The following is a 19,912-nucleotide window of genomic DNA, read 5'->3' as shown; positions in this document are numbered from 1 at the left end:
AAAGGGCGGTACAGGCTGCTGGCGCTACCGCCGCCAGGCCGGCTTCGACGGGCATGGGGCGTCTGTTGGGTCGTGGGCTGCTGTCCCTGGCGCTGCTGGCGCCGGTGGCGGTGCAGGCCGCCGAGAGCTGCAGCGTGCAGAACTGGCCGTTGTGGAAGAACTATGCCGAGCGTTTCGTGCAGAAAGACGGGCGCATGCTAGGCTCGAGCATGGACCCCAACCAGAGCAGTTCCGAGGGCCAGTCCTACGGTATGTTCTTCGCACTGATCGCCAATGATCCCGAAACTTTCGATGCCCTGTGGCGCTGGACCCGGGACAACATGGCCGGTGCCAACATCGCGCAGAACCTGCCCGGCTGGTTGTGGGGGCCGACGCCTGCCGGCACCTGGGGCATCATCGACAGGAACTCCGCCAGCGATGCCGACCTGTGGTTCGCCTACGCGCTGCTGGAGGCCGATCGGCTGTGGAAAAAGCCGGCCTACCGGGCCGATGCGCAGCGCATCCTGGACAATGTGCAAAAGACCCTGATCCGCGATATCCCCGGGCTCGGCAAGATGCTCCTGCCGGGGCCGGTGGGCTATGAACACCCCGATCAGCTGTGGCGCTTCAACGCCAGCTACACGCCGATTCCGCTGCTGCGCCGCTTCAGCAGGGAACTGCCGTCGAGCCCCTGGAAGGAAGTGGCCGACAGCACCGCGAAGATGATCGCCGACAAGAACATGAACCGCTTCGGGTTTGTGCCGGACTGGGTCGGCTATCGCGGTACGGACGTCAACAAGGGCATGTTCGTGGTGGACAAGTTCACCAATGCGCTGGGCAGCTATGATGCGATCCGTACCTACCTGTGGGCCGGCCTGACTTCGCCGGCCGACCCGCTGGCCAAGCCGATTCTCGACAACCTCGACGGCATGGCGCAGTCCACCGCGTCCACCGGTGTGCCGCCGGAGAAGGTCCAGGTGCTGACCGGTGTCACCGAAGGCATCGGCCCCTACGGTTTCTCGGCGTCGCTGGTGCCGTACCTGCGGGCCAAGGGCCTGCCGCTGCTGGCGGACCAGCAACAGCGGCTGGTCGACCAGGCGATTGCGCATTTCACCAACCCGGCTGACCCGGCCTATCAGCAGCATCAGTATTATCATGTGATGTTGAGCCTGTTTTCTCTCGGTTGGAGCGAGAACCGCTATCAGTTCAACAAGGACGGCACTGTGAAAGTATCCTGGGAGGACGCATGCGCCAGCAAACCCTAGCCCTGGCGGTCTGTGCCGCCCTGGCTTCCGGCGGCGGCTTCGCTGCTGAAAGCGGCAGCCCGCAATCGTTGCTGATCCAGCAGGGCTACTACTGGCAGTCCAAGGAAAAACCCGATCGTGCGGCCGAGGCCTGGACCCGGCTGCTGAACCTGGACGCCGAACAGCCCGATGCGCTGTACGGCCTGGGCCTGATCGAGGTGCAACGCCAGCGTATCGCCAATGCGCAGAACTACCTGGCCCGCCTGCAGGCGATCAAGCCGCAGCCGCGCCTGGCGTTGCAGCTCGAGCAGGACATCGCCCTGAGCCCGCCGGAAAAAAAGCAGTTGCTGGAAAAGGCCCGCGAACTGAGCGATGCCGGTGAGCGCGACCAGGCCGTCGCGGTCTATCGGCAGCTGTTCGAGGGCCGCCAGCCGCAGGGCCTGATCGCCCGCGAGTACTACAACACCCTGGGGTTCTCCACCGGCGGCTGGCCCGAGGCCCGTGTCGGCCTGGAGCGCCTGCGCCGCGAGCGTCCGGACGACGCGATTCTCGACCTGTGGCTGGCGCTGCACCTGGCGCGCAACCCCGAGAGCCGGCCGGAAGGCATCCGTGCCCTGGCGCGGCTGTCGCACAACCCGGACATCGGCGGCAACGCCGACGAGACCTGGCGCTTCGCCCTGGTCTGGCTTGGGCCCCCGTCGCGGGACCAGGTGTCGCTGTTCGAGCAGTACCTGCAGGCGCACCCGGACGACAGCGAGATCCGTGCGCTGATGAACAAGGGCATCGCCCAGGGCCGCACGGGTTCCGGCTGGCAGCGCGACCCCCATGTCGCCCGTGGCCTCAAGGCGCTCGATGCCGGCGACCTGGCGACCGCCGAACAGGAATTGCAGGCACGCCTCAAGGACAAGCCCGACGACTACGACGCCCTGGGGGGCATGGGCATCCTGCGCCAGCAGCAGAAGCGCCTCGGCGAGGCGGAAAACTACTTGGTGCAGGCGACCCGGACCGGCGCCGGTGCGCAGTGGAAAAGTGCCCTTGAGGACGTGCGTTACTGGATCCTCCTCGACCGCGCCAACGAGGCCCAGCGCAGCGGCCGCCAGGCCCAGGCGCGGGAGCTGATCGAACAGGCCATCGCCCGGGATTCGGTCGAGCCCGCCGGGCCGACGGCACTGGCCGGCTGGTATGCCCAGGCTGGCGAGTTTGACGCCGCCGAGGCCGGCTATCGCCAGGTGCTGGCGAGAAATCCGAACTACCCCGATGCCCTGAGCGGGCTGATCGGCGTGTTGTCGCGGGCCGGCAAGTCCGACGAAGCGTTGCAACTGATCGACCGCCTGTCGCCGGCCGAGCAGGCCCGCCTGGCGTCGAGCGTGCGTATTCGTGCCTTGCGTGCCACCCAGGTGGCGAAGCTGGCCGAGCGCCGCGGCGATCTGAACGGCGCGCAGAGGGCCTACAAGGAAGCCCTGGCCGACGATCCGAAAAACCCCTGGATCCGCTTCGCCCTGGCGCGGGTCTACCTGCGCCAGGGGCAGGCCCAGGTCGCTCGCGACCTGATCGACGAACTGCTCAAGCAGCAACCCGACCAGCCGGACGCGCTCTACACCAGCACCCTGCTGTCGGCCGAGCTGGGCGAATGGAGCAAGGCCCAGCGCACCCTGTCGCGGATTCCGGCGGCCAGGCGCAGCGCCGACATGAACGAGATGGACCTGGACATCCGCCTGCACGTGCAGACCGAGATGGCGGTGGACGTCGCCCGGCGTGGCCAGCGCCAGGAAGCCTGGGGCCTGCTGGGGCGGTGCGAGCCGCTGACCCGCGGCAAGCCCGAGCGCGTGGCGATACTGGCCAGCGCCTATGCCGAAGCCGGCAACCCGGACCAGGCCATCAGCCTGATGCGGGATCTGCTGGACAAGTCCGCCCCGAGCCCGGACCTGCAGTTGCTGTATGCGGGCGTGCTGCTCAAGGCCGACCAGGATGCCGAGGTCAGCGAGATCCTGCGCCAGTTGCAGGGCAAGCCGATGAGCGAGACCGCCAGCAAGCGCTACGAGGACCTGGTGTTTCTCTACCGGGTCAAGCAGGCCGACGAACTGCGCCAGAAGAACGACCTGGTCGCCGCCTACGACATGCTCTCGCCGGCCCTGCAGCAGCGTCCGAATGACAGCCTGGCGATTTCCTCACTGGCGCGCATGTATGCCGCCAGCGGCAATGTCGACAAGGCGCGCAATCTCTATGAGCCGCTGATCAAGGCCGACCCCGGCAATGCCAAGCTGCAGCTGGGCCTGGCCGATATCGCCATGCAGGGCCGTGACTATTCGCTGGCCGAACGCTCGGTGGAGAAGGCCCTGGCGCTCGAACCCGGCGTGCCGCAGACCCTCACCGCCTCGGCGCGGATCTACCGCGAGATGGGCAAGACCGGCGAGGCCAGCCGCCTGCTGCGCAAGGCCATCGAGATCGAGAACGGCCAGCGGGTCGACACCTATGTCGCCGGCGTCGCCAGTGGCAGCGCCGCATCGTCCAACCCCTTCGTCGGCTTGGCCGGACAGCGGCGCCAGGGCACCTCGCTGGCCGAGGCTTCACTGATCCCGCCACCGGTGGACGGTTCGTCGAGTGGCCTGAGCGCCGGTGATCCGCAACTGATTCCGGAGCCGGTCACACGCAAGGCCCAGGCCGTCCCGGCCGCTTCGGTCGGCGGCCGCAGTACCAATCCGTTCAGCGATCCGTACTCGCGCGACACCTACGCCCGTGATACGGCACCGAGCACCGGCCTGAGCCCGGCCCAGGTCGCGCTCAACGACATTCTCCAGGACCGCACGGGTTATGTGGTCCAGGGCCTCACCGTGCGCAGCAACAACAGCGAGAAGGGCCTGGGCAAGCTGACGGATGTCGAGGCGCCGTTCGAGGCCAGTTTCCCCGTCGGCTCGAACCTGGCGAGCATCGCGCTGCAGGTCACGCCCGTCTACCTGTACTCGGGCAGCCCCGGCACCAACGGTTCGCCCCGCTTCGGCACCAGTGGCACCGCGCTCGTCGGCAGCCAGAAGGACAGCGGGGTCGGCCTGGCCGTGGCCTATCGCGACAAGGACAACGGGTTCAAGGCCGATATCGGCATGAGTCCGATCGGTTTCACCTACAGCACGCCGATCGGTGGTGCCAGCCTCAACCGGCCGTTCGCCGCCAACCCCAACTTCAGCTATGGCGTCAGCGCCTCGCGGCGTGTGGTCACCGACAGCGTGACCTCGTTCGCCGGCTCGCGCGACCCGCGTACCGGCGAGAAGTGGGGCGGCGTCACCGCCAACGGCGTGCGCGGTGAACTGGGCTACGACAACCAGAAGTTCGGGGCCTACGGCTACGGCTCGGCGCATCGGCTGATGGGCAACAATGTCGACGACAACAATCGCTTCGAGCTGGGCAGCGGTGTCTACTGGTACCTGCGCAACACGCCGGGCAGCATTCTCACCCTCGGCCTCAGCGGTTCGGCCCTGAGCTACTCCGAGAACCAGGATTTCTACACCTACGGTCATGGCGGCTACTTCAGTCCGCAGACCTTCTTCGCCCTGGGCGTGCCGGTCAGCTGGTCGCAGCGCACCGAGCGCTTCACCTACCGGATCAAGTCCTCGATCGGTGTCCAGCATATCGGCCAGGACAGCGCCGACGTCTTCCCCGGCCACAGCGAGTACCAGGCCAATGCCACGGCAGTCGGCCTGGGGCGCTATTCCGGCGAGAACAAGACCGGCATCGGCTACAGCCTGAACGCGGCCGGCGAATACAAGTTCGGTTCGAACTTCTTCCTCGGCGGTACGCTTGGCGTGGACAATGCCAGCGATTACCGCCAGGTCGCCGGTGGCGTGTATCTGCGTTACACCTTCGAGGACATGAACGGCCCCATGGACCTGCCGGTCAGTCCCTTCGGTTCCCCCTATTCGAATTGATTCAACGAGGAAAGTTTGATGGCTTCTTCCGTGCTCGCTGGTTTGACCCTGCTCGTGATTGGCGAAAGCCACATGAGTTTTCCCGACTCGCTGATGAACCCGCTGTATGACAACCTGACCCAGCAGGGTGCCCAGGTGCATGCGATCGGCGCCTGTGGTGCCAACCCGGCGGACTGGGTCACGCCGAAACTCAAGCTCGACTGCGGCGCGACCCGCGACCCGGGCGAGAAGATCAAGGTGATGAGCCGTGGCACCATGGACACCCAGCCGATCAAGGACGTGATCGCCAAGGACAAGCCGGACCTGGTGGTGCTGATCATGGGTGACACCATGGCCTCCTACAAGACCACGCCGTTTCCCAAGGTCTGGGCCTACCAGAGCGTGACCGCGCTGACCAAGCAGATCGCCGACAGCGGCGCCAAGTGCGTCTGGGTCGGGCCCGCCTGGGGCAAGGCCAACGGCAGCAACACCAACGAGAACACCTACGGCAAGAACCAGGTGCGCACCCAACTGGTCGCCGGCACCCTGGCGAACATGGTCGCACCGTGCACCTACATCGACTCGACCAAGTTCTCCAAGCCGGGCGAGTGGATCACCTCCGACGGCCAGCATTTCACCATCGCCGGCTACAAGGCCTGGGCGGCGGCGATCGGCAAATCCATCAGCGAACTGCCGGCCAGTGCCGTGAAGGGAGCCAAATAAGTGAAACGGACTTTCGGTCTTGTCGGCGGTCTGCTCGGGGCCGCGCTGATTGCGCCGGCGTTCGCTGCGCAGATTGCGCTGTACCCCACCGGTCCTTCCCAGGACTCGGCCTACCTGCGTTTCGTCAACGTCTCCGCCAGCCCCCTGGAACTGACGCCGGATGGCGCCAGGACCAGCCTGAAACTTGAAGGCGACAAGGTCGTCAGTGACTTCATCCCGGTGCCCGGTGGCCAGGCGATCAAGGGCACCCTGAGCCGTGACGGCCACAAGGCTGCACTGGAGGCGAAGGTCGCGGCTGGCGATTTCGCCACGGTGTTCGCCCTGGACGATGGCCACCAGGGCATTCGCCAACTGGTGGTCAACGAAGCCTTCGACATTCCCAACCAGCTCAAGGCTTCGCTGGCGCTGTTCGATGCCGAGTCCGGCTGCGCCGAGGCCAAGGTCAACCTGGCCGGACGCGATGTCGACCTGTTCCAGAAGGCGCCGGCGGGCAACCCGCGGCGCCAGGAGCTCAACCCACGGGGCTCGCTGGCGGTCCAGCTGATCTGTGCCGGCAAGCCGGTCGGTGCGGCGGTCGAACTGGGCGCGCTGGAAGCCAACAAGCGCTACAGTCTGTTGATACTGCCTTCGTCGACGGGGCCGCGTCTCATTACCGCCACGGACAGCGTGTCCAACTGAATCGGAAGCACCCGTCGCCATGGTTTTCGCCTCGCTCGAGTTCCTGACGCTGTTCCTGCCTGCGTTCCTGCTGGTCTATGCCCTGGCAAGACCGGCCTGGCGCAACGTGATCCTGCTGATCGGCAGTTGGCTGTTCTATGGCTGGCTGAGTCCGTTGTTCCTGTTCCTGCACATGGTGCTGACCGTGCTCGCCTGGGTCGGTGGCCTGCTGGTCGACCGCTCGCGGGAGGACGGCCGCGGGCGGATGCGCCTACTGGTGGCGTTGATCGTGATCAACACCGCCGTGCTCTGCTGGTACAAGTACGCCAACATCCTGGCCGCCACCTGGAACGAGCTGATCACCTGGTACGGGGCCATGCCCATGGAATGGCAGAAGGTGGCGCTGCCGGCGGGGCTGTCGTTCATCGTGCTGCAGGCGATTTCCTATCTGGTCGACGTGCATCGGCACGTGGTGCCGGTAGAGCGCAGTTTCATCAACTACGCGACCTACATCTCCATGTTCGGCCACTCGATCGCCGGTCCCATCATTCGTTATGACTGGGTCCGCCGGGAGCTCAACCAGCGCTATTTCAACTGGCTGAATTTCTCCCTGGGCGCGCGCCGGTTCATGATCGGCATGTGCATGAAGGTGCTGGTGGCGGACACCCTGTCACCTCTGGTCGATGTGGCCTTTCACCTGGAAAATCCGTCGTTCGTCGATGCCTGGATCGGCTGCCTGGCGTACTCGCTGCAGCTGTTCTTCGACTTCGCCGGCTACAGCGCCATGGCCATTGGCCTGGGGCTGATGCTGGGCTTTCACTTCCCGGAAAACTTCAACCGTCCGTACCTGGCCTACAGCATCCAGGACTTCTGGCGGCGCTGGCACCTGTCGTTGTCCAGCTGGTTGCGCGATTACCTGTACATCTCGCTGGGTGGCAATCGCAAGGGCACCTGGAATACCTATCGCAACCTGTTCCTGACCATGGCGATCGCCGGCCTGTGGCACGGAGGCGACAGCTGGAACTACCTGTTGTGGGGCTCGGCCCATGGTGTGGCGCTGTGTATCGACCGCGCCTGGTCGCGATCGAATCTGCCGGGCCTGCCGCTGTGGGCTTCGCACACCGCGACGCTGTTGTTCGTCTGCCTGGCCTGGACACTGTTCCGTTCCCCGGATTTCGCCACGGCGCTGAGCATGTACGGCGGGCAGTTCGGCCAGCACGGTTTTGCCCTCGGCGACGCGTTGGCGGTGACCCTGCGGCCGGTGCACGGCCTGGCGGCGTTGCTCGGGGTGGTGTGTATTCTCGCGCCGTTGTTGCAGACGCGTTGTGAAAGACGATTCGCCGGCAGTGCGTGGTTTGCGCTGGCTGCGGCCCTCTGGCCCGTGCTCGGGTTCATGCTGTCGTTCGCTCTGATCGCCAGCCGTGAAGCCGTGCCTTTTCTGTACTTCCAGTTCTGATGACCAAGCCAACGCAATCCCCGTCGACCGCACCCACGCCCCCCACGGAGCTGGCGCTACGCGTCAGCCCGTTGGCGGGGGTGATCTTCACGCTGTTTCTGGCGCTGGGCCTGGCGTCCTGTGTCTGGCTGATGGTCAGGGGCAAGCTCGAATTCCTGCCCAAGACCGTCACCCCGGACATGCTGTTGCACGGCGAGATCACCCACCGTTTCGCCAAGACCCTGTCCGATGCGCCCGCGCCGAAGCAGGCGGCCGACCTGGAGCGCGCTGGCAGCTGGCTGGCCTTCGGCGATCTTGGCCCACGGGTTCGCGAAGGCTGCCCGGGCTGGCTGTTCCTCACCGATGAGCTGCGCCTGAACCGCAATGCCGCGCTCAATGCCCGGGCCAAGGTCCAGGCGGTGAGCGAGTTGCAGCAGGCATTGGGCAGGCGCGGTATCCAGTTGGTGGTGGCGGTGGTGCCGGACAAGAGCCGGATCGTCGCCAGCCAACTGTGCAAGCTGAGTCGCCCGGCCGTGCTGGCGCCGCGCATCGATGAATGGCTGGGATCATTGCAGGGGGCGGGTGTCACCGCCCTGAACCTGACCCCGACCCTGCAGGCGGTCGGCGAGTCGGCCTACCTGCGCACCGATACCCACTGGAGCGAAGCCGGGGCGAAGGCGGCGGCGGAGCAGGTGGCCCGGATGATCGCCGGGTTGAAGTTCGAGCCGACGCCGCGCAAGCACTTCGACCTGACGACCCAGCCGAGTGCCGTGCGGCCGGGGGATCTGGTGCGTCTGGCGGGTATCGACTGGCTGCCGACGGCGTTGCAGCCGCGGATCGAGAACGTCGCGGCGACGCAGATCAAGGAACGGGCCGAGGAGGCCGCCGGTGGCGACAACCTCGACGATCTGTTCGGCGACGGCAACCTGCCGAATACCGCGCTGATCGGCACCTCGTTCTCGCGCAACTCGAACTTCGTCGGCTTTCTCGAAGCGGCACTCGGTGCCCCGGTGGGCAATTTCGCCAAGGATGGCGGCGAGTTCTCCGGGGCGGCCAAGGCCTACTTCGAGAGCCCGGCGTTCACCCAGACACCGCCGAAGCTGATCGTCTGGGAGATACCCGAGCGGGATCTGCAGACGCCCTATGATGGCAATGCGCGGCTGCCCTGAGGGCAGCACAAGCGCATCAGAGGATCATTGCCCCCGCCCGTCCAGACTCGACCACGAACTGCTTGAGCGTCGACACTGTCGCCCGCGGATCGGCCCGTTCGGAAATCGCCCGGAAGCTGGTGGTCATCCTTCCCGGCTCCAACTCGACCGACACATACCCATGCTGGCGGCTGTCGAAAAACCGTACATGGGGATTGAACGGCAGCACCGCGTTGAACAGCTCGAACGGCGGCCCGTCGGAGGTCACCGACGTGCCGATGAACTCGGTGGCGACGATCTTCGAATCCGGATTCTCGCCGTCGAGATGCAGGTCGGTGGTCCAGAACGAGTGGATATCGCCACCCCAGAACACCGGGTTGTTCACCTTCGTGCGTTCGATGGATTGCAGCACCCGGTCACGGGTGGCGGCGTAACCGTCCCAACCATCGGTCCAGTGCCCCAGTTCCTGGGTGGCCGGGTTGCGCTGCAGGATCGGGGCGACCAGCAGATCCTGGGCGATCACGTTCCAGCGTGCCGTCGAGCGGGCGAAGCCCTGGTCCAGCCAGGCTTCCTGTTCCCAACCGAGCATGGTGCGTTTCGGGTCGCGCAGGTCGACGCAGTCGGGCGCGGCGACATGCCCCTGGCGGCTGCGGCTGGGTGGGATGCACGGTTGCTCGGAGCGGTACTGGCGACCGTCGAGAATGTGGAACTGCGCCAGTTGACCATAGTCGAGCCGGCGGTAGATGCGCATGCCCGGGCCCCGGGGCAGGCTGCTGGCACGTAGCGGCATGTGTTCGTAGAACGCCTGGTAGGCCGCCGCCCTCTGCCTGAGGAATGCCTGTGGTGGGATGTTCGGGTCCTGCGACCACTGGTTGGCGTAGTCGTTTTGTACCTCGTGGTCGTCCCAGGTCGCCGCGCAGGGCGCGCAGGCATGCAGCACCTGCAGGTCCGGGTCGGTCCGGTACAGTGCGTAGCGGTTGCGGTAGTCCACCAGGGTCCTGGCGTTGCCGGCACCGTGAGAGCGGATGACCTTTCCGGGATCGGTATAGGAACTGTCGTAAATGTAATCGCCGAGGAAAAACACCAGGTCCGGTTGTTCGGCGGCGAGGTGGCGGTAGGCGCTGAAGTACCCGCGCTCCCAGTGGGAACAGGAGACGAAGCCCAGCCGCGCCGAGGTCAGCGCCTGCAGCGCCGGTGCTGTGCGCGACTGGCCTACCGGGCTCTGGGCGCCGAGGCTTTCGAACTGATACCAGTAGGGGCGGCCAGACTCCAATCCGGCGACCTCGACATGCACCGAATGGGCGAAGCGGCTGTCGGCCATCACCTCGCCGCGCCGGACGACCTGGCGCATGGCGGCGTCCGTCGCCACCTGCCAGCGCACCGGCACCGGCCGTTCCAGGCCGCCACGGCCGTCGACGGCATTGAACCGCGGGGCCAACCGCGTCCAGATGACGAAGCCGTCGGGCAATGGGTCGCCCGAGGCAACACCGAGGGTGAAGGGATAGTCGACCCCGGCACTGCGGGCGAACGGGCTGAGGATCGACAGCGCCGCTGCGCCGGCGATGCCGCCGAGCAGGCGCCGGCGGTCCAGGTCGATCGGCCCTGTGTCCTGTTGTTGCACAACACTATCGCTCATGGAAAAAACTCGCGGGTTCAGTCAAAGGGGTTGCCAATGGTCACGCAGGAGTCCGTGCCGAAGCATATGGTTATGTACCGTTTCAAACGGCGGTCACCGTTATCCCGGAGGCACCGGACGAGGTTGTCCGAGGCAGGTATCGGGGAGTCCATTTGAGAAAAGTTTTCAAGAGTGCCCCTCCCGGGTTTCAGTTTCATTACGCGTCGGAAATGCTCTGTAATGGTTTGTAATGTCCGTCCTAGAGCCTTCAAAACGTAAATTAAAGTTAACCGATCGGTCATTTTTCGTTGCTAGCTTGGCGCCCCTAATCAACAAGGGGCCGCCGAATGAGAACCTGGGACGAACCTAAAAAGCGCAAGGCGCACATCGAACTGATCCCGATGATCGACGTGATGATGTTCCTGCTGGTGTTCTTTGTGCTGGTCAGCCTGAACGTGATTCCGGCGCTCGGCATGAAGACCCAACTGCCGAGTGCCAGCAGTTCGCAGCAGCTCAAGCCGCAGAACAAATTCATCCTCACCCTGGGCGCGGACGGCCAGTTGCAACTGGACGGCAAGGACATGACCGTCGAGGCCCTGGTGCCGGCGCTCAAGGCCGCCGAGAAGCCCGACAGCAAGTCGACGATCATCGTCAACAGCGACAAGGGCGTGGAAGTCGCCCGCCTGGTGGAAGTCATGGACACCTTGCGTCTGGGTGGCTTCACGTCCGTCTCCATTGCCACGCGCAAGTCCTGATCATGTACATCCTGTTTCGTGCACGTCAGCTGCTGGGCAGTGTCCCGGCCCTGATCGCCCTGGCGCTGGTGGTCCTGGGGATCACGTCGCAGCCGTTGAAGGTCCAGCCGGTCTACGACGAGTCGGCGGTGGAACTGGCCCTGGTCGAGCCTGAGCCGCAAGGGGTTCCCGAGCCGGTGGTGGAAGAACCGCCACCGCCGCCGGTGATCGAGGACGAGGAGGCCGAACCCGCGCCTCCTCCGCCGCCGCCAAAGCCGCAACCCAAACCGTTGCCCAAGCCGGAACCCAAGCCCAGGCCAACGCCGAAACCGGTGGCCAAGCCGACGCCGACTCCGGTGCCGGCCAAACCGGTGGAAACCAAGCCGGCTGCCGAACCGGTCATCGCCAAGACCCCGACGCCGCCGGCTCCGCCCGCGCCGCCGAAGGTCGACAGCCAGGCCCTGGAAAGCGGCTACCTCAAGGGCCTGCGCAACGAGTTGGACACCTTCAAGCAGTACCCCACCGGACGCCAGGCCTCCCTCGAACGCCCCAGCGGCGACGTGGTGGTCTGGTTGCTGGTGGACCGGCAGGGCCGCGTTCTCGACTCGGGGATCCAGACCCCGGCCGCGAGCATGCTGCTCAACCGGGCCGCGACCAACAGCCTGCACCGCATCAGGCAGGTCAAGCCTTTCCCCGAGCAAGCCTTTGGCGGACGCAACGAGCAACGCTTCACCGCCACTTTCAATTACAGCGTGCAGTAGGCACCTATAACCAGGAATAGAGTGATGAGGTTTACAAGGATTCATCTGGCACTCGTTGCCGCGAGCATGGGCCACGGCATGGCCATGGCCGACACCACCGCCAGCGACGTCGGCGTGATCGGCGTGCAGGGCAAGGCGACCGCGGGTGGCGGTTACATGGTCCAGGAGGACAGCATCAAGGGGCGCTCCACCGTGACCAAGGAGGCGCTGGACAAGCAGACCGCCACCGGCAACGCCATCGACAAGCTCAAGTACACCCCGGGCCTGAACATCTCCAGTGAAGACGCCACCGGCCTGGGCAGCTTCCGCTTCACCATGCGCGGCCTCAACTCCGACCAGGTCGGCATGTCCATCGATGGCATGCCGATCAACGACTCCGGCAACTACGCGTTGTACGCCAACCTGCTGGGCGACCCGGAGAACATCGAACAGATCTTCGTCACCCAGGGCTCTTCCGAGGCCGACGGCCCGCACATCGGTTCCAGCGGCGGCAACATCGGCGTGGTGACCATTCGCCCGACCAAGGAAACCGGCGCCTTCGTCAAGCAGGTGGTCGGCAGCCATGCCACCACCAAGACCTTCGCCCGCCTGAACACCGGTGAAATCAACGGCCTGAGCAACTGGCTGTCGGTCTCCCACACCGAAGGCCAGAAGTGGCGCGGCGCAGGTGCCGAGCGTGCCGACAAGGTCGAGTGGAACAGCTTCTTCGACATGGGCGGCGGCAACACCGCGAACCTGATCCTCAAGTACCATGAGCAGGAAAACACCAGCTACAGCCAGCTGACCAAGGCGCAGTTCCAGAAGTACGGACGCAGCTACGACCCGTATCCGCAGACGCCGGCCTTGGGCAGCAACGGCAAGATCAACAGCTACTACGGCCTGGCACTGAACCCGTTCCAGACCTTCACCGGCGTGCTCAACACCCAGTTCAAGCTGGCCGACAATCTCTCGCTGTCGGTGATCCCGTACTACTACTGGGGTAACGGCAGTGGTGTCGGCAGTTCGGCCTATGCCCTCAACAGCGGTTCGAACGCCGGTGGCGTGTTCGACCTGAGCAACCTGCCCACTGGCGCCCAGTACAACGCTGACGGTACACCGAACAATGGCGTGTACTACCGGCCGTCGCGGACCCAGACCTGGCGTCCGGGCATCACCACCAAGCTGAACTGGGACCTGGGCGACCACAGTCTGCAGTTCGGCTACTGGTACGAGCGCGCCCGCCAGAGCCAGACCCAGCCGTTCATCCGCATCAAGTCCAACGGCAAGCCGGAGAGCATCTGGCCGGATTCCGACTACGTGGTCGATGCCAACGGCAACACCGTGCAGGGGCGCGACCGCTTCACCGTGACCCCGGCACAGAAGGTCTGGGCCCAGGACACCTGGTACTTCACCCCGGACTGGACCCTGGTCGCCGGCCTGGCCTACATGAACGTCAAGCGGGACGGCACCAACCATGGCAGCCTCACCGAGCAACCGGAAAAGCGCAACCAGACCTATACCAAGCTGCTGCCCAACGCCGGCCTGAAATATCAGCTCGATGAGTACGACCAGTTGTTCTACAGCCTGTCGCGCAACATGCGCGTACCGCAGAACTACGTGCTGTACGACAAGGGCGCCGGCTCCATCGACGCCAAGCCGGAAACCAGCTGGAACCACGAACTGGGCTGGCGCTACACCAAGGACGACATGACCGTCGCCGCGACCCTGTTCTACATGCAGTTCGAGAACCGCCAGGTGTCGTCCAAGGACATCAACGGCGACTTCGCCGACATCAACGCCGGCAACGTCGACAACAAGGGCCTGGAACTGGAGTGGAGCGGCCTGCTGCCCCATCACTTCAACTTCTACACCTCGTACACCTACACCCGGGCCGAGCAGAAGGACGACCTGACTGTCTACAACGCCGGCAAGGCGATCCTGCTGCCGACCGCTGGCAAGCAGTTCGCCAACGTGCCGAAGAACATGCTGGCGGCCAACATCGGTTACGACGACGGCCTGTTCTACGGCACCTTCGGCGGCAAGTACACCAGCAAGCTGTATGGCGACCTGACCAACGACGAGGCGATCTCCGGGCGCACCGTGTTCAACCTCGGCGCCGGTATCTACCTGCCGGTGGACAAGAAGGTGGTCAAGGACGCGACCCTGCGCCTGAACGTCGACAACCTGTTCGACAAGAAGTACCTGGACGGCGTGTACACCACCAAGACCAACTCGGCGACCTACGGCGGTTTCCGCGATGGCGACCCGGCCTACATCGTCGGCCTGGACCGCACCGTGACCGTCTCGCTGGAGGCGAATTTCTGATGTCTGTCCCATCCGCTACAGAGGTAACCCGCCAATGGACATGAACACGCTTCACGAGATCACGTTCTATGTGATGTACGCCGCCCTGGCGATCGCGATCTTCATCGCCATCGAGCGCGCCATCTACTTCGCCTATGTCCGCCGCCAGGCCCGCGGGCTGATGGAGTCCCTGGGCTCCCATGTGCACAGCGAGAAGGACCTGCCGCCGGAACTGACCCGCCGCGACAGCCTGCCGCTCGACATGGCCAGCGCCGTGCTGGCGCAGAAGGCCAGCCACGGTACGCGCAAGGACCTGGACGATGTGATCGACACCCAGTATCTGGCCAGCCGCGCACCGCTGGCCCGCAGCCTGTGGATCATCGAGACCATCACCACGGCGGCGCCGCTGCTGGGGCTGCTGGGCACGATCCTCGGCATCATCGATACCTTCAAGGCGCTGGCCAGTGCCGGCGTGTCCGACCCGGGGCAGATCTCCGGGGGCATCGGCACGGCACTGTTCGCCACCGGGCTGGGGATCGCCATCGCGCTGTTCTGCGTGGTGTTCCACAACTTCTTCCAGGACAGCCTGGAGCGCCTCAACGATCAGCTCAAGATGCTGCTGATCCGCGCGGCGACCGGTGCCCGTGTGCAGGATGAAGTGCCGCAGCGGGCCAGCAGCCCGGCGCAGCTGCAAAGGGCTTGAGCTCCCGGCATCCGGTGTCGATCGTTCCCGCGCTCCCGCGTGGGAACGCCTGCCCGGATGCCTCGCGTGCGCTTCTGCCGGCCAGGTATCGAATGACTGGCGGCTGCAGTCCTCAGGCACGCTGCGTCAGATCTTCCTGTACGAGGCCATCATGTCACTCACTCAGAATTATCCCATGACGCGCCTGCGCGTCGCCTTGGCCGCCACGCTCGGCCTGTTGCTCAGTCCGCTGGTCCAGGCGGATTTCTCCATTCCCGGTATCGAGCTGGTGCACACCGTGCCCTTGGCCACCGAACTCGCCAGCCCCGACCTGCGCCAGCCTGGCCCGGTATGGATCGAGTTGTTCGACGGTGCCAAAAGCCGCATCGATATCGGCCAGTTCTATGCCGCCGACCATCCCGGCTCGGTGATGGACAAGGTCATCGAAAGCCTCGAGGCCGCCGGCAAGCGCGGAGTGAAGATCCGCTTCCTGCTGGAAGAGAAGGGCCTCAGGCTCTCCGATCAGGCCACCCTGGAGCGGCTGCGCAAGATCCCCCACCTGACCTTCCGTGTGCTGCCCTATGCCCGCGTGGGCGGCGGCATCATCCACGCCAAATACATGGTGGTGGATGGCAGGCAGGCTTTCGTCGGCAGCCAGAATTTCGACTGGCGCTCGCTGGAGCACATTCATGAAACCGGCCTGCGTATCACTGATGAAACCCTCGTCGGCCAGGTTCAGGCGATCTTCGACCAGGACTGGAAGGCCCAGGCCGCGCTGAGCGAGAACAGACCGGTGCCGTTGCCCAAGGCCGGCAAGGAGCCAGTGCGCAGCGGCAATTACCTGGTCGCCAGCCCGCAGCGCTACAACCCGCCGGGTGTCGGCGATTCACAACAGGAACTGCCGCGCCTGCTGGCCGAGGCCCAGCATGAGGTACGGGTGCAACTGCTCGACTATGCGCCGCTGTCCTACGGGCCGGACAAGACCCGCCCGTACTATCCGGTGATCGATAACGCGCTGCGCGCTGCGGCGGCCCGGGGTGTTGCGATCAAGCTGATGGTCTCCGACTGGAACACCGGCGCGCCGGAAGTCGCCTACCTCAAGAGCCTGGCGGTACTGCCCAACGTCCAGGTCAAGATCGTGACCTTGCCCCAGGCCCCGCAGGGCTTCATTCCCTACGCGCGGGTCATCCACAGCAAGACCCTGGCGATCGACGGGCAGGTGGCCTGGGTCGGCACCAGCAACTGGCTGGGCGGCTACCTCGACAACTCGCGCAACCTCGAAGTGGTGATGCACGACAAGGCGATGGCCGAGCGCATCGGTGCCTTGCACGAGCAGTTGTGGGATGGGCCCTACGCTTGGCCGCTGGACGTGGCGCGGGATTATCCACCGCCGCATCCGGGGACGCCTTGAGTGCTGCTGTGGCGGCTGTCACAGGCTGCGCCGCCGGCTGGGCACGATCAAAAAAGGGGACCGTGTGGTCCCCTTGTTCTTCAGGCAGATGATCAGGCCGTGCGCGGCGAGCCCTTCGCCACCCGCAGGCGGTACAGCCCGTAGATGAACAGTACCCACACCGGCATCACGTAGACCGACACGGCGATGCCCGGGATCATCAGCATCACGCCGAGGATCAGCGCGACGAAGGCCAGGCACAGGTAGTTGCTCAGCGGCGTCCAGAACGCCTTGAAGCCAGGCACCACGCCCTGTTGCTCCATGGCCTTGCGGAATTTCAGGTGGGTCAGGCTGATCACGATCCAGTTGATGATCAGCGACGCGACCACCAGCGCCATCAGCAGCTCCAGCGCTTCATGGGGAGCGACGTAGTTGACCACCACGCAGAGCAGGGTGACCAGCGCCGAGACACCGATGGCACGAACCGGCACGCCCTGCTTGTTCAGCTTCAGCAGCGACTTCGGCGCATCGCCTTGCTCGGCCAGGCCGAACAGCATGCGGCTGTTGCAGTACACGCCGCTGTTGTACACCGACAGGGCGGCGGTCAGGACCACCACGTTGAGGATCTGCGCCGCGGTATCGCTGCCGATCAGGGCGAAGATCTGCACGAACGGGCTGCCGCTGTAGGCGTCGCCGGAAGCGCCGAGGGTGACCAGCAGTTGGTCCCACGGATACAGCGACAGCAGTACGGTCAGTGCGCCGACGTAGAAGATCAGGATGCGCAGGACCACCTGGTTGATCGCCTTGGGGATCACCTTGCGCGGCTCGCTGGCCTCGGCGGCGGTGATGCCCACCAACTCCAGGCCACCGAAGGAGAACATGATGAAACACAGCGCCATCAGCAGGCCGCTGACGCCGTTGGGGAAGAAACCGCCATGGCTCCACAGGTTGCTGACCGTGGCCTGCGGGCCGCCGGCGCCGCTGACCAGCAGGTAGCCGCCAAGGGCGATCATGCCGACGATGGCCACCACCTTGATGATCGCGAACCAGAACTCGGCTTCACCGAAGGTCTTCACGTTGGTCAGGTTGATCAGGTTGACCAGCACGAAGAACACTGCCGCGCTGACCCAGGACGGGATTTCGGGCCACCAGAACTGCACGTACTTGCCCACTGCGGTGAGTTCGGCCATGCCCACCAGCACGTAGAGCACCCAGTAGTTCCAGCCACAGAGAAAGCCCGCGTAACCGCCCCAGTACTTGTGGGCGAAGTGGCTGAAGGAGCCGGCGACCGGTTCCTCGACGATCATCTCGCCCAGCTGGCGCATGATCAGGAAAGCGATGAAACCGCAGATCGCGTAGCCCAGGATCATTGCCGGGCCCGCCGACTTGAGCACCCCGGCGGAGCCGAGGAACAGCCCGGTACCAATCGCCCCACCCAGGGAAATCAGCTGGATATGGCGGTTTTTCAAGCCGCGCTTGAGCAAACCCGGTGTCAGGTTTTCACCCGTCATTGCTTCACCTTCTCTAGTTTTTCTTCTCAGCGGGGCCCTGAGTGGATCAGGTCTGCAACCGGTACTGAGTGCTCGACATAAGCGGCGTGGATATTAAATCCCGAAGATGGGGGGCTCAAGTATTACGCGGGTTCGAGGGCAAATTAGGCACTGATTCGGAGGTTTCCGACAGCCAAATGGTACAGATGCTGAAAGTATTGACGATATTGGCTGCCGTATCCGGTAAATGCTGCAGGGATTGCCATGTGATTGGCTTTCTCCTGGTGTGAGTGCCTGCGCCGTCGTTGTCGTGTTTTTGCTTGATCGAATGGGGCGCTGATATATAGTTCTGTTGAATTCGGCATAAACATGCATAGTCAGGCGAAGTCATGCAAAACCACCATTCCTCCTCCGAATTGCCCCCTGTGCGGCGGCAGAAGATCCTGCTGTTGCTGGAGCGCGACGGCAAGGTCATGGCTTCGGACTTGAGTCTGCATTTCGCGGTGTCTGAAGACACCATCCGCCGGGACTTGGCCGAACTGTCCCAGGCCGGCCTGTTGCAACGGGTGCATGGCGGTGCCTTGCCCCGGCCCAAGGACACCGGCAAGGACTACTTCACCCGGATCGCCGAGACCAACGAGGTGAAACGGCATCTGGCCCAATTGGCGGTGCGACGGATCGAGGAGGGGCAGATCGTCCTGTTCGATTCCGGCAGTACCACCTTGCAGATCGCCCAGTCATTGCCGGCGGGCCTGTCCATCACCGCCGTCACCTGTTCGCCGATGATTGCCATGACCCTGGCCGAGCATCAGGGCGTCACGGTGATTCTTGCCGGTGGCACGCTGAACCCCGCCACCATGGCGGTCGACGGCCATGAGGCGGTGCGGCTGATCCAGGGGATCAAGGCGGACCTGCTGTTTACCGGCGTCTGCGCGATTCATCCGCAAGTCGGCATCAGCTGTGCGCGCTACGAGGAACTGGCGGTGAAGCAGGCGCTGCTCGACAGCGCCTCCCATGTGGTGGCCGTCACCACGGCGGACAAGCTCGGTGCGGTGGAGCCTTTTGTAGTGGGACCTTGTGCGCGATTGCAGACGATGATTACCGAGCAGCATCTGATGGACGATGTCGAGGCCTATCGACGGTTGGGGATCGAGGTGGTGCAGGCGCAGATCTGAGCGCTCGTCGTTCCAGCGCTCGATTTTCGTCTCCGGCAAGGTATGCTGGCGGCTTCTCACCCGCTTTGCATTCCGATGTTCCTGCGAGTCGACGGCGTTCCATGATGACCCACCTTGCCCTGTTCCTCTGCACCCTCGTCGCGATGGAAGGTGTCGGCTACCTGGCGCACCGGTACGTCATGCACGGCTGGGGCTGGTTCCTGCACCGCTCGCACCATGAGGAACACCTGGGGGCTTTCGAGACCAACGATATCTATCTGCTGGTGTTGGCGGCGGTGGCTGTGAGCCTGATCGTGGCGGGGAACAGCGGGCATGATCCCCTGCAGTGGATCGGTGCCGGTGTGGCAGCCTTCGGGATCATCTATGTGGTGGTGCATGACGGCATCGTGCATCGCTACTGGCCGTTTCGGCCGCGACCACGCAATCGTTACCTCAAGCGCCTGTATCAGGCGCACCTGCTGCATCATGCGGTGAAGGGGCGTGAGAACAGTGTGTCGTTCGGCTTTCTTTATGCGCCGCCGTTGCGAACGCTGAAACGGCAGTTGCGCGAGTCGCGACAGGCCGCGCGCATTCGTCTCGATCATGCCGCCAGCGATGAGGCCCGCCGCGTCCAGGCTGCTAGCCCGTTGCAGGCTGATGCCGAGATGTAATCTTGTGGAATGCCCCCTGGCCTGCTCTCACAGGCCAGGGGGCCAGT

15 protein-coding genes are annotated in these 19,912 nt (G+C 64.7%); 13 read left to right on the top strand and 2 right to left on the bottom strand.

All coding sequences use genetic code 11. The features are described 5' to 3' along the window. Window positions 1–53: 53 nt before the first annotated feature. From bcsZ to PF66_RS03635, 6 genes are read left to right on the top strand one after another with little or no spacing between them, the layout of a single operon-like run. Window positions 54–1,244, top strand: coding sequence for a cellulose synthase complex periplasmic endoglucanase BcsZ (gene bcsZ / locus PF66_RS03660; RefSeq protein ID WP_054061949.1), 1,191 nt, complete (start codon window positions 54–56; stop codon window positions 1,242–1,244). Further along, window positions 1,226–5,143, top strand: a complete 3,918-nt coding sequence (locus tag PF66_RS03655) for a cellulose biosynthesis protein BcsC (protein ID WP_054061912.1) — start codon at window positions 1,226–1,228, stop codon at window positions 5,141–5,143. Before bcsZ ends, PF66_RS03655 begins: the two co-directional genes overlap by 19 nt. 18 nt (window positions 5,144–5,161) lie before the next feature. After that, window positions 5,162–5,845 (top strand): SGNH/GDSL hydrolase family protein, encoded by a 684-nt coding sequence (locus tag PF66_RS03650; RefSeq protein WP_054057307.1) that lies wholly within the window; start codon window positions 5,162–5,164, stop codon window positions 5,843–5,845. After that, the gene (locus tag PF66_RS03645) at window positions 5,846–6,523 is read left to right on the top strand and encodes a cell division protein FtsQ (RefSeq protein ID WP_054061911.1); all 678 of its coding nucleotides are present in this window, start codon (window positions 5,846–5,848) and stop codon (window positions 6,521–6,523) included. It begins immediately after the preceding gene. A gap of 19 nt (window positions 6,524–6,542) precedes the next feature. Next, window positions 6,543–7,958, top strand: a complete 1,416-nt coding sequence (locus PF66_RS03640; RefSeq protein ID WP_054061910.1) for an MBOAT family O-acyltransferase — start codon at window positions 6,543–6,545, stop codon at window positions 7,956–7,958. Continuing rightward, window positions 7,958–9,106, top strand: a complete 1,149-nt coding sequence (locus tag PF66_RS03635) for an alginate O-acetyltransferase AlgX-related protein (protein WP_054061909.1) — start codon at window positions 7,958–7,960, stop codon at window positions 9,104–9,106. Before PF66_RS03640 ends, PF66_RS03635 begins: the two co-directional genes overlap by 1 nt. 16 nt (window positions 9,107–9,122) lie before the next feature. Here the strand turns inward: PF66_RS03635 and PF66_RS03630 are convergent, their stop codons facing one another. Continuing rightward, window positions 9,123–10,721 carry an alkaline phosphatase D family protein gene (locus tag PF66_RS03630; protein ID WP_054061908.1) on the bottom strand — a complete coding sequence of 533 codons (1,599 nt, stop codon included), beginning with the start codon at window positions 10,719–10,721 and terminating at the stop codon, window positions 9,123–9,125. Between the two features lie 326 nt (window positions 10,722–11,047). Between PF66_RS03630 and PF66_RS03625 the strand changes: the two genes are divergently transcribed. The 5 genes from PF66_RS03625 (at window position 11,048) to PF66_RS03605 (ending at window position 16,571) form a co-directional block, all read left to right on the top strand. Beyond that, entirely contained in the window at window positions 11,048–11,455 is a 408-nt protein-coding gene (locus tag PF66_RS03625; RefSeq protein WP_054057302.1) for an ExbD/TolR family protein, read from the top strand. Window positions 11,456–11,457: 2 nt separating this feature from the next. Then, window positions 11,458–12,195, top strand: a complete 738-nt coding sequence (locus PF66_RS03620) for an energy transducer TonB family protein (protein ID WP_054061907.1) — start codon at window positions 11,458–11,460, stop codon at window positions 12,193–12,195. A 24-nt stretch (window positions 12,196–12,219) separates the two neighbouring features. Further along, window positions 12,220–14,499, top strand: a complete 2,280-nt coding sequence (locus PF66_RS03615) for a TonB-dependent receptor (RefSeq protein WP_054057300.1) — start codon at window positions 12,220–12,222, stop codon at window positions 14,497–14,499. 34 nt (window positions 14,500–14,533) lie between these two features. Further along, window positions 14,534–15,181, top strand: coding sequence for a MotA/TolQ/ExbB proton channel family protein (locus PF66_RS03610; RefSeq protein WP_054061906.1), 648 nt, complete (start codon window positions 14,534–14,536; stop codon window positions 15,179–15,181). Window positions 15,182–15,356: 175 nt separating this feature from the next. Next, complete coding sequence (locus tag PF66_RS03605; RefSeq protein WP_152972959.1) at window positions 15,357–16,571, top strand: phospholipase D-like domain-containing protein; 1,215 nt, start codon at window positions 15,357–15,359, stop codon at window positions 16,569–16,571. Window positions 16,572–16,663: 92 nt separating this feature from the next. On the opposite strand, the gene PF66_RS03600 is transcribed toward PF66_RS03605, so the two are convergent. Continuing rightward, complete coding sequence (locus tag PF66_RS03600) at window positions 16,664–18,061, bottom strand: amino acid permease (RefSeq protein WP_054057297.1); 1,398 nt, start codon at window positions 18,059–18,061, stop codon at window positions 16,664–16,666. 368 nt (window positions 18,062–18,429) lie between these two features. Between PF66_RS03600 and PF66_RS03595 the strand changes: the two genes are divergently transcribed. Both PF66_RS03595 and PF66_RS03590 read left to right on the top strand, forming a co-directional pair. Then, the gene (locus PF66_RS03595; protein WP_054057296.1) at window positions 18,430–19,215 is read left to right on the top strand and encodes a DeoR/GlpR family DNA-binding transcription regulator; all 786 of its coding nucleotides are present in this window, start codon (window positions 18,430–18,432) and stop codon (window positions 19,213–19,215) included. Between the two features lie 101 nt (window positions 19,216–19,316). Then, window positions 19,317–19,865 (top strand): sterol desaturase family protein, encoded by a 549-nt coding sequence (locus tag PF66_RS03590; RefSeq protein WP_054057295.1) that lies wholly within the window; start codon window positions 19,317–19,319, stop codon window positions 19,863–19,865. The last annotated feature ends 47 nt before the right edge of the window (window positions 19,866–19,912 follow it).

The organism is Pseudomonas asplenii, from assembly GCF_001293465.1.
GTDB lineage: Bacteria > Pseudomonadota > Gammaproteobacteria > Pseudomonadales > Pseudomonadaceae > Aquipseudomonas > Aquipseudomonas fuscovaginae_B.
Note: the sequence above shows the minus strand (reverse complement) of the source record. Positions and strands in the feature narration are given on the sequence as shown.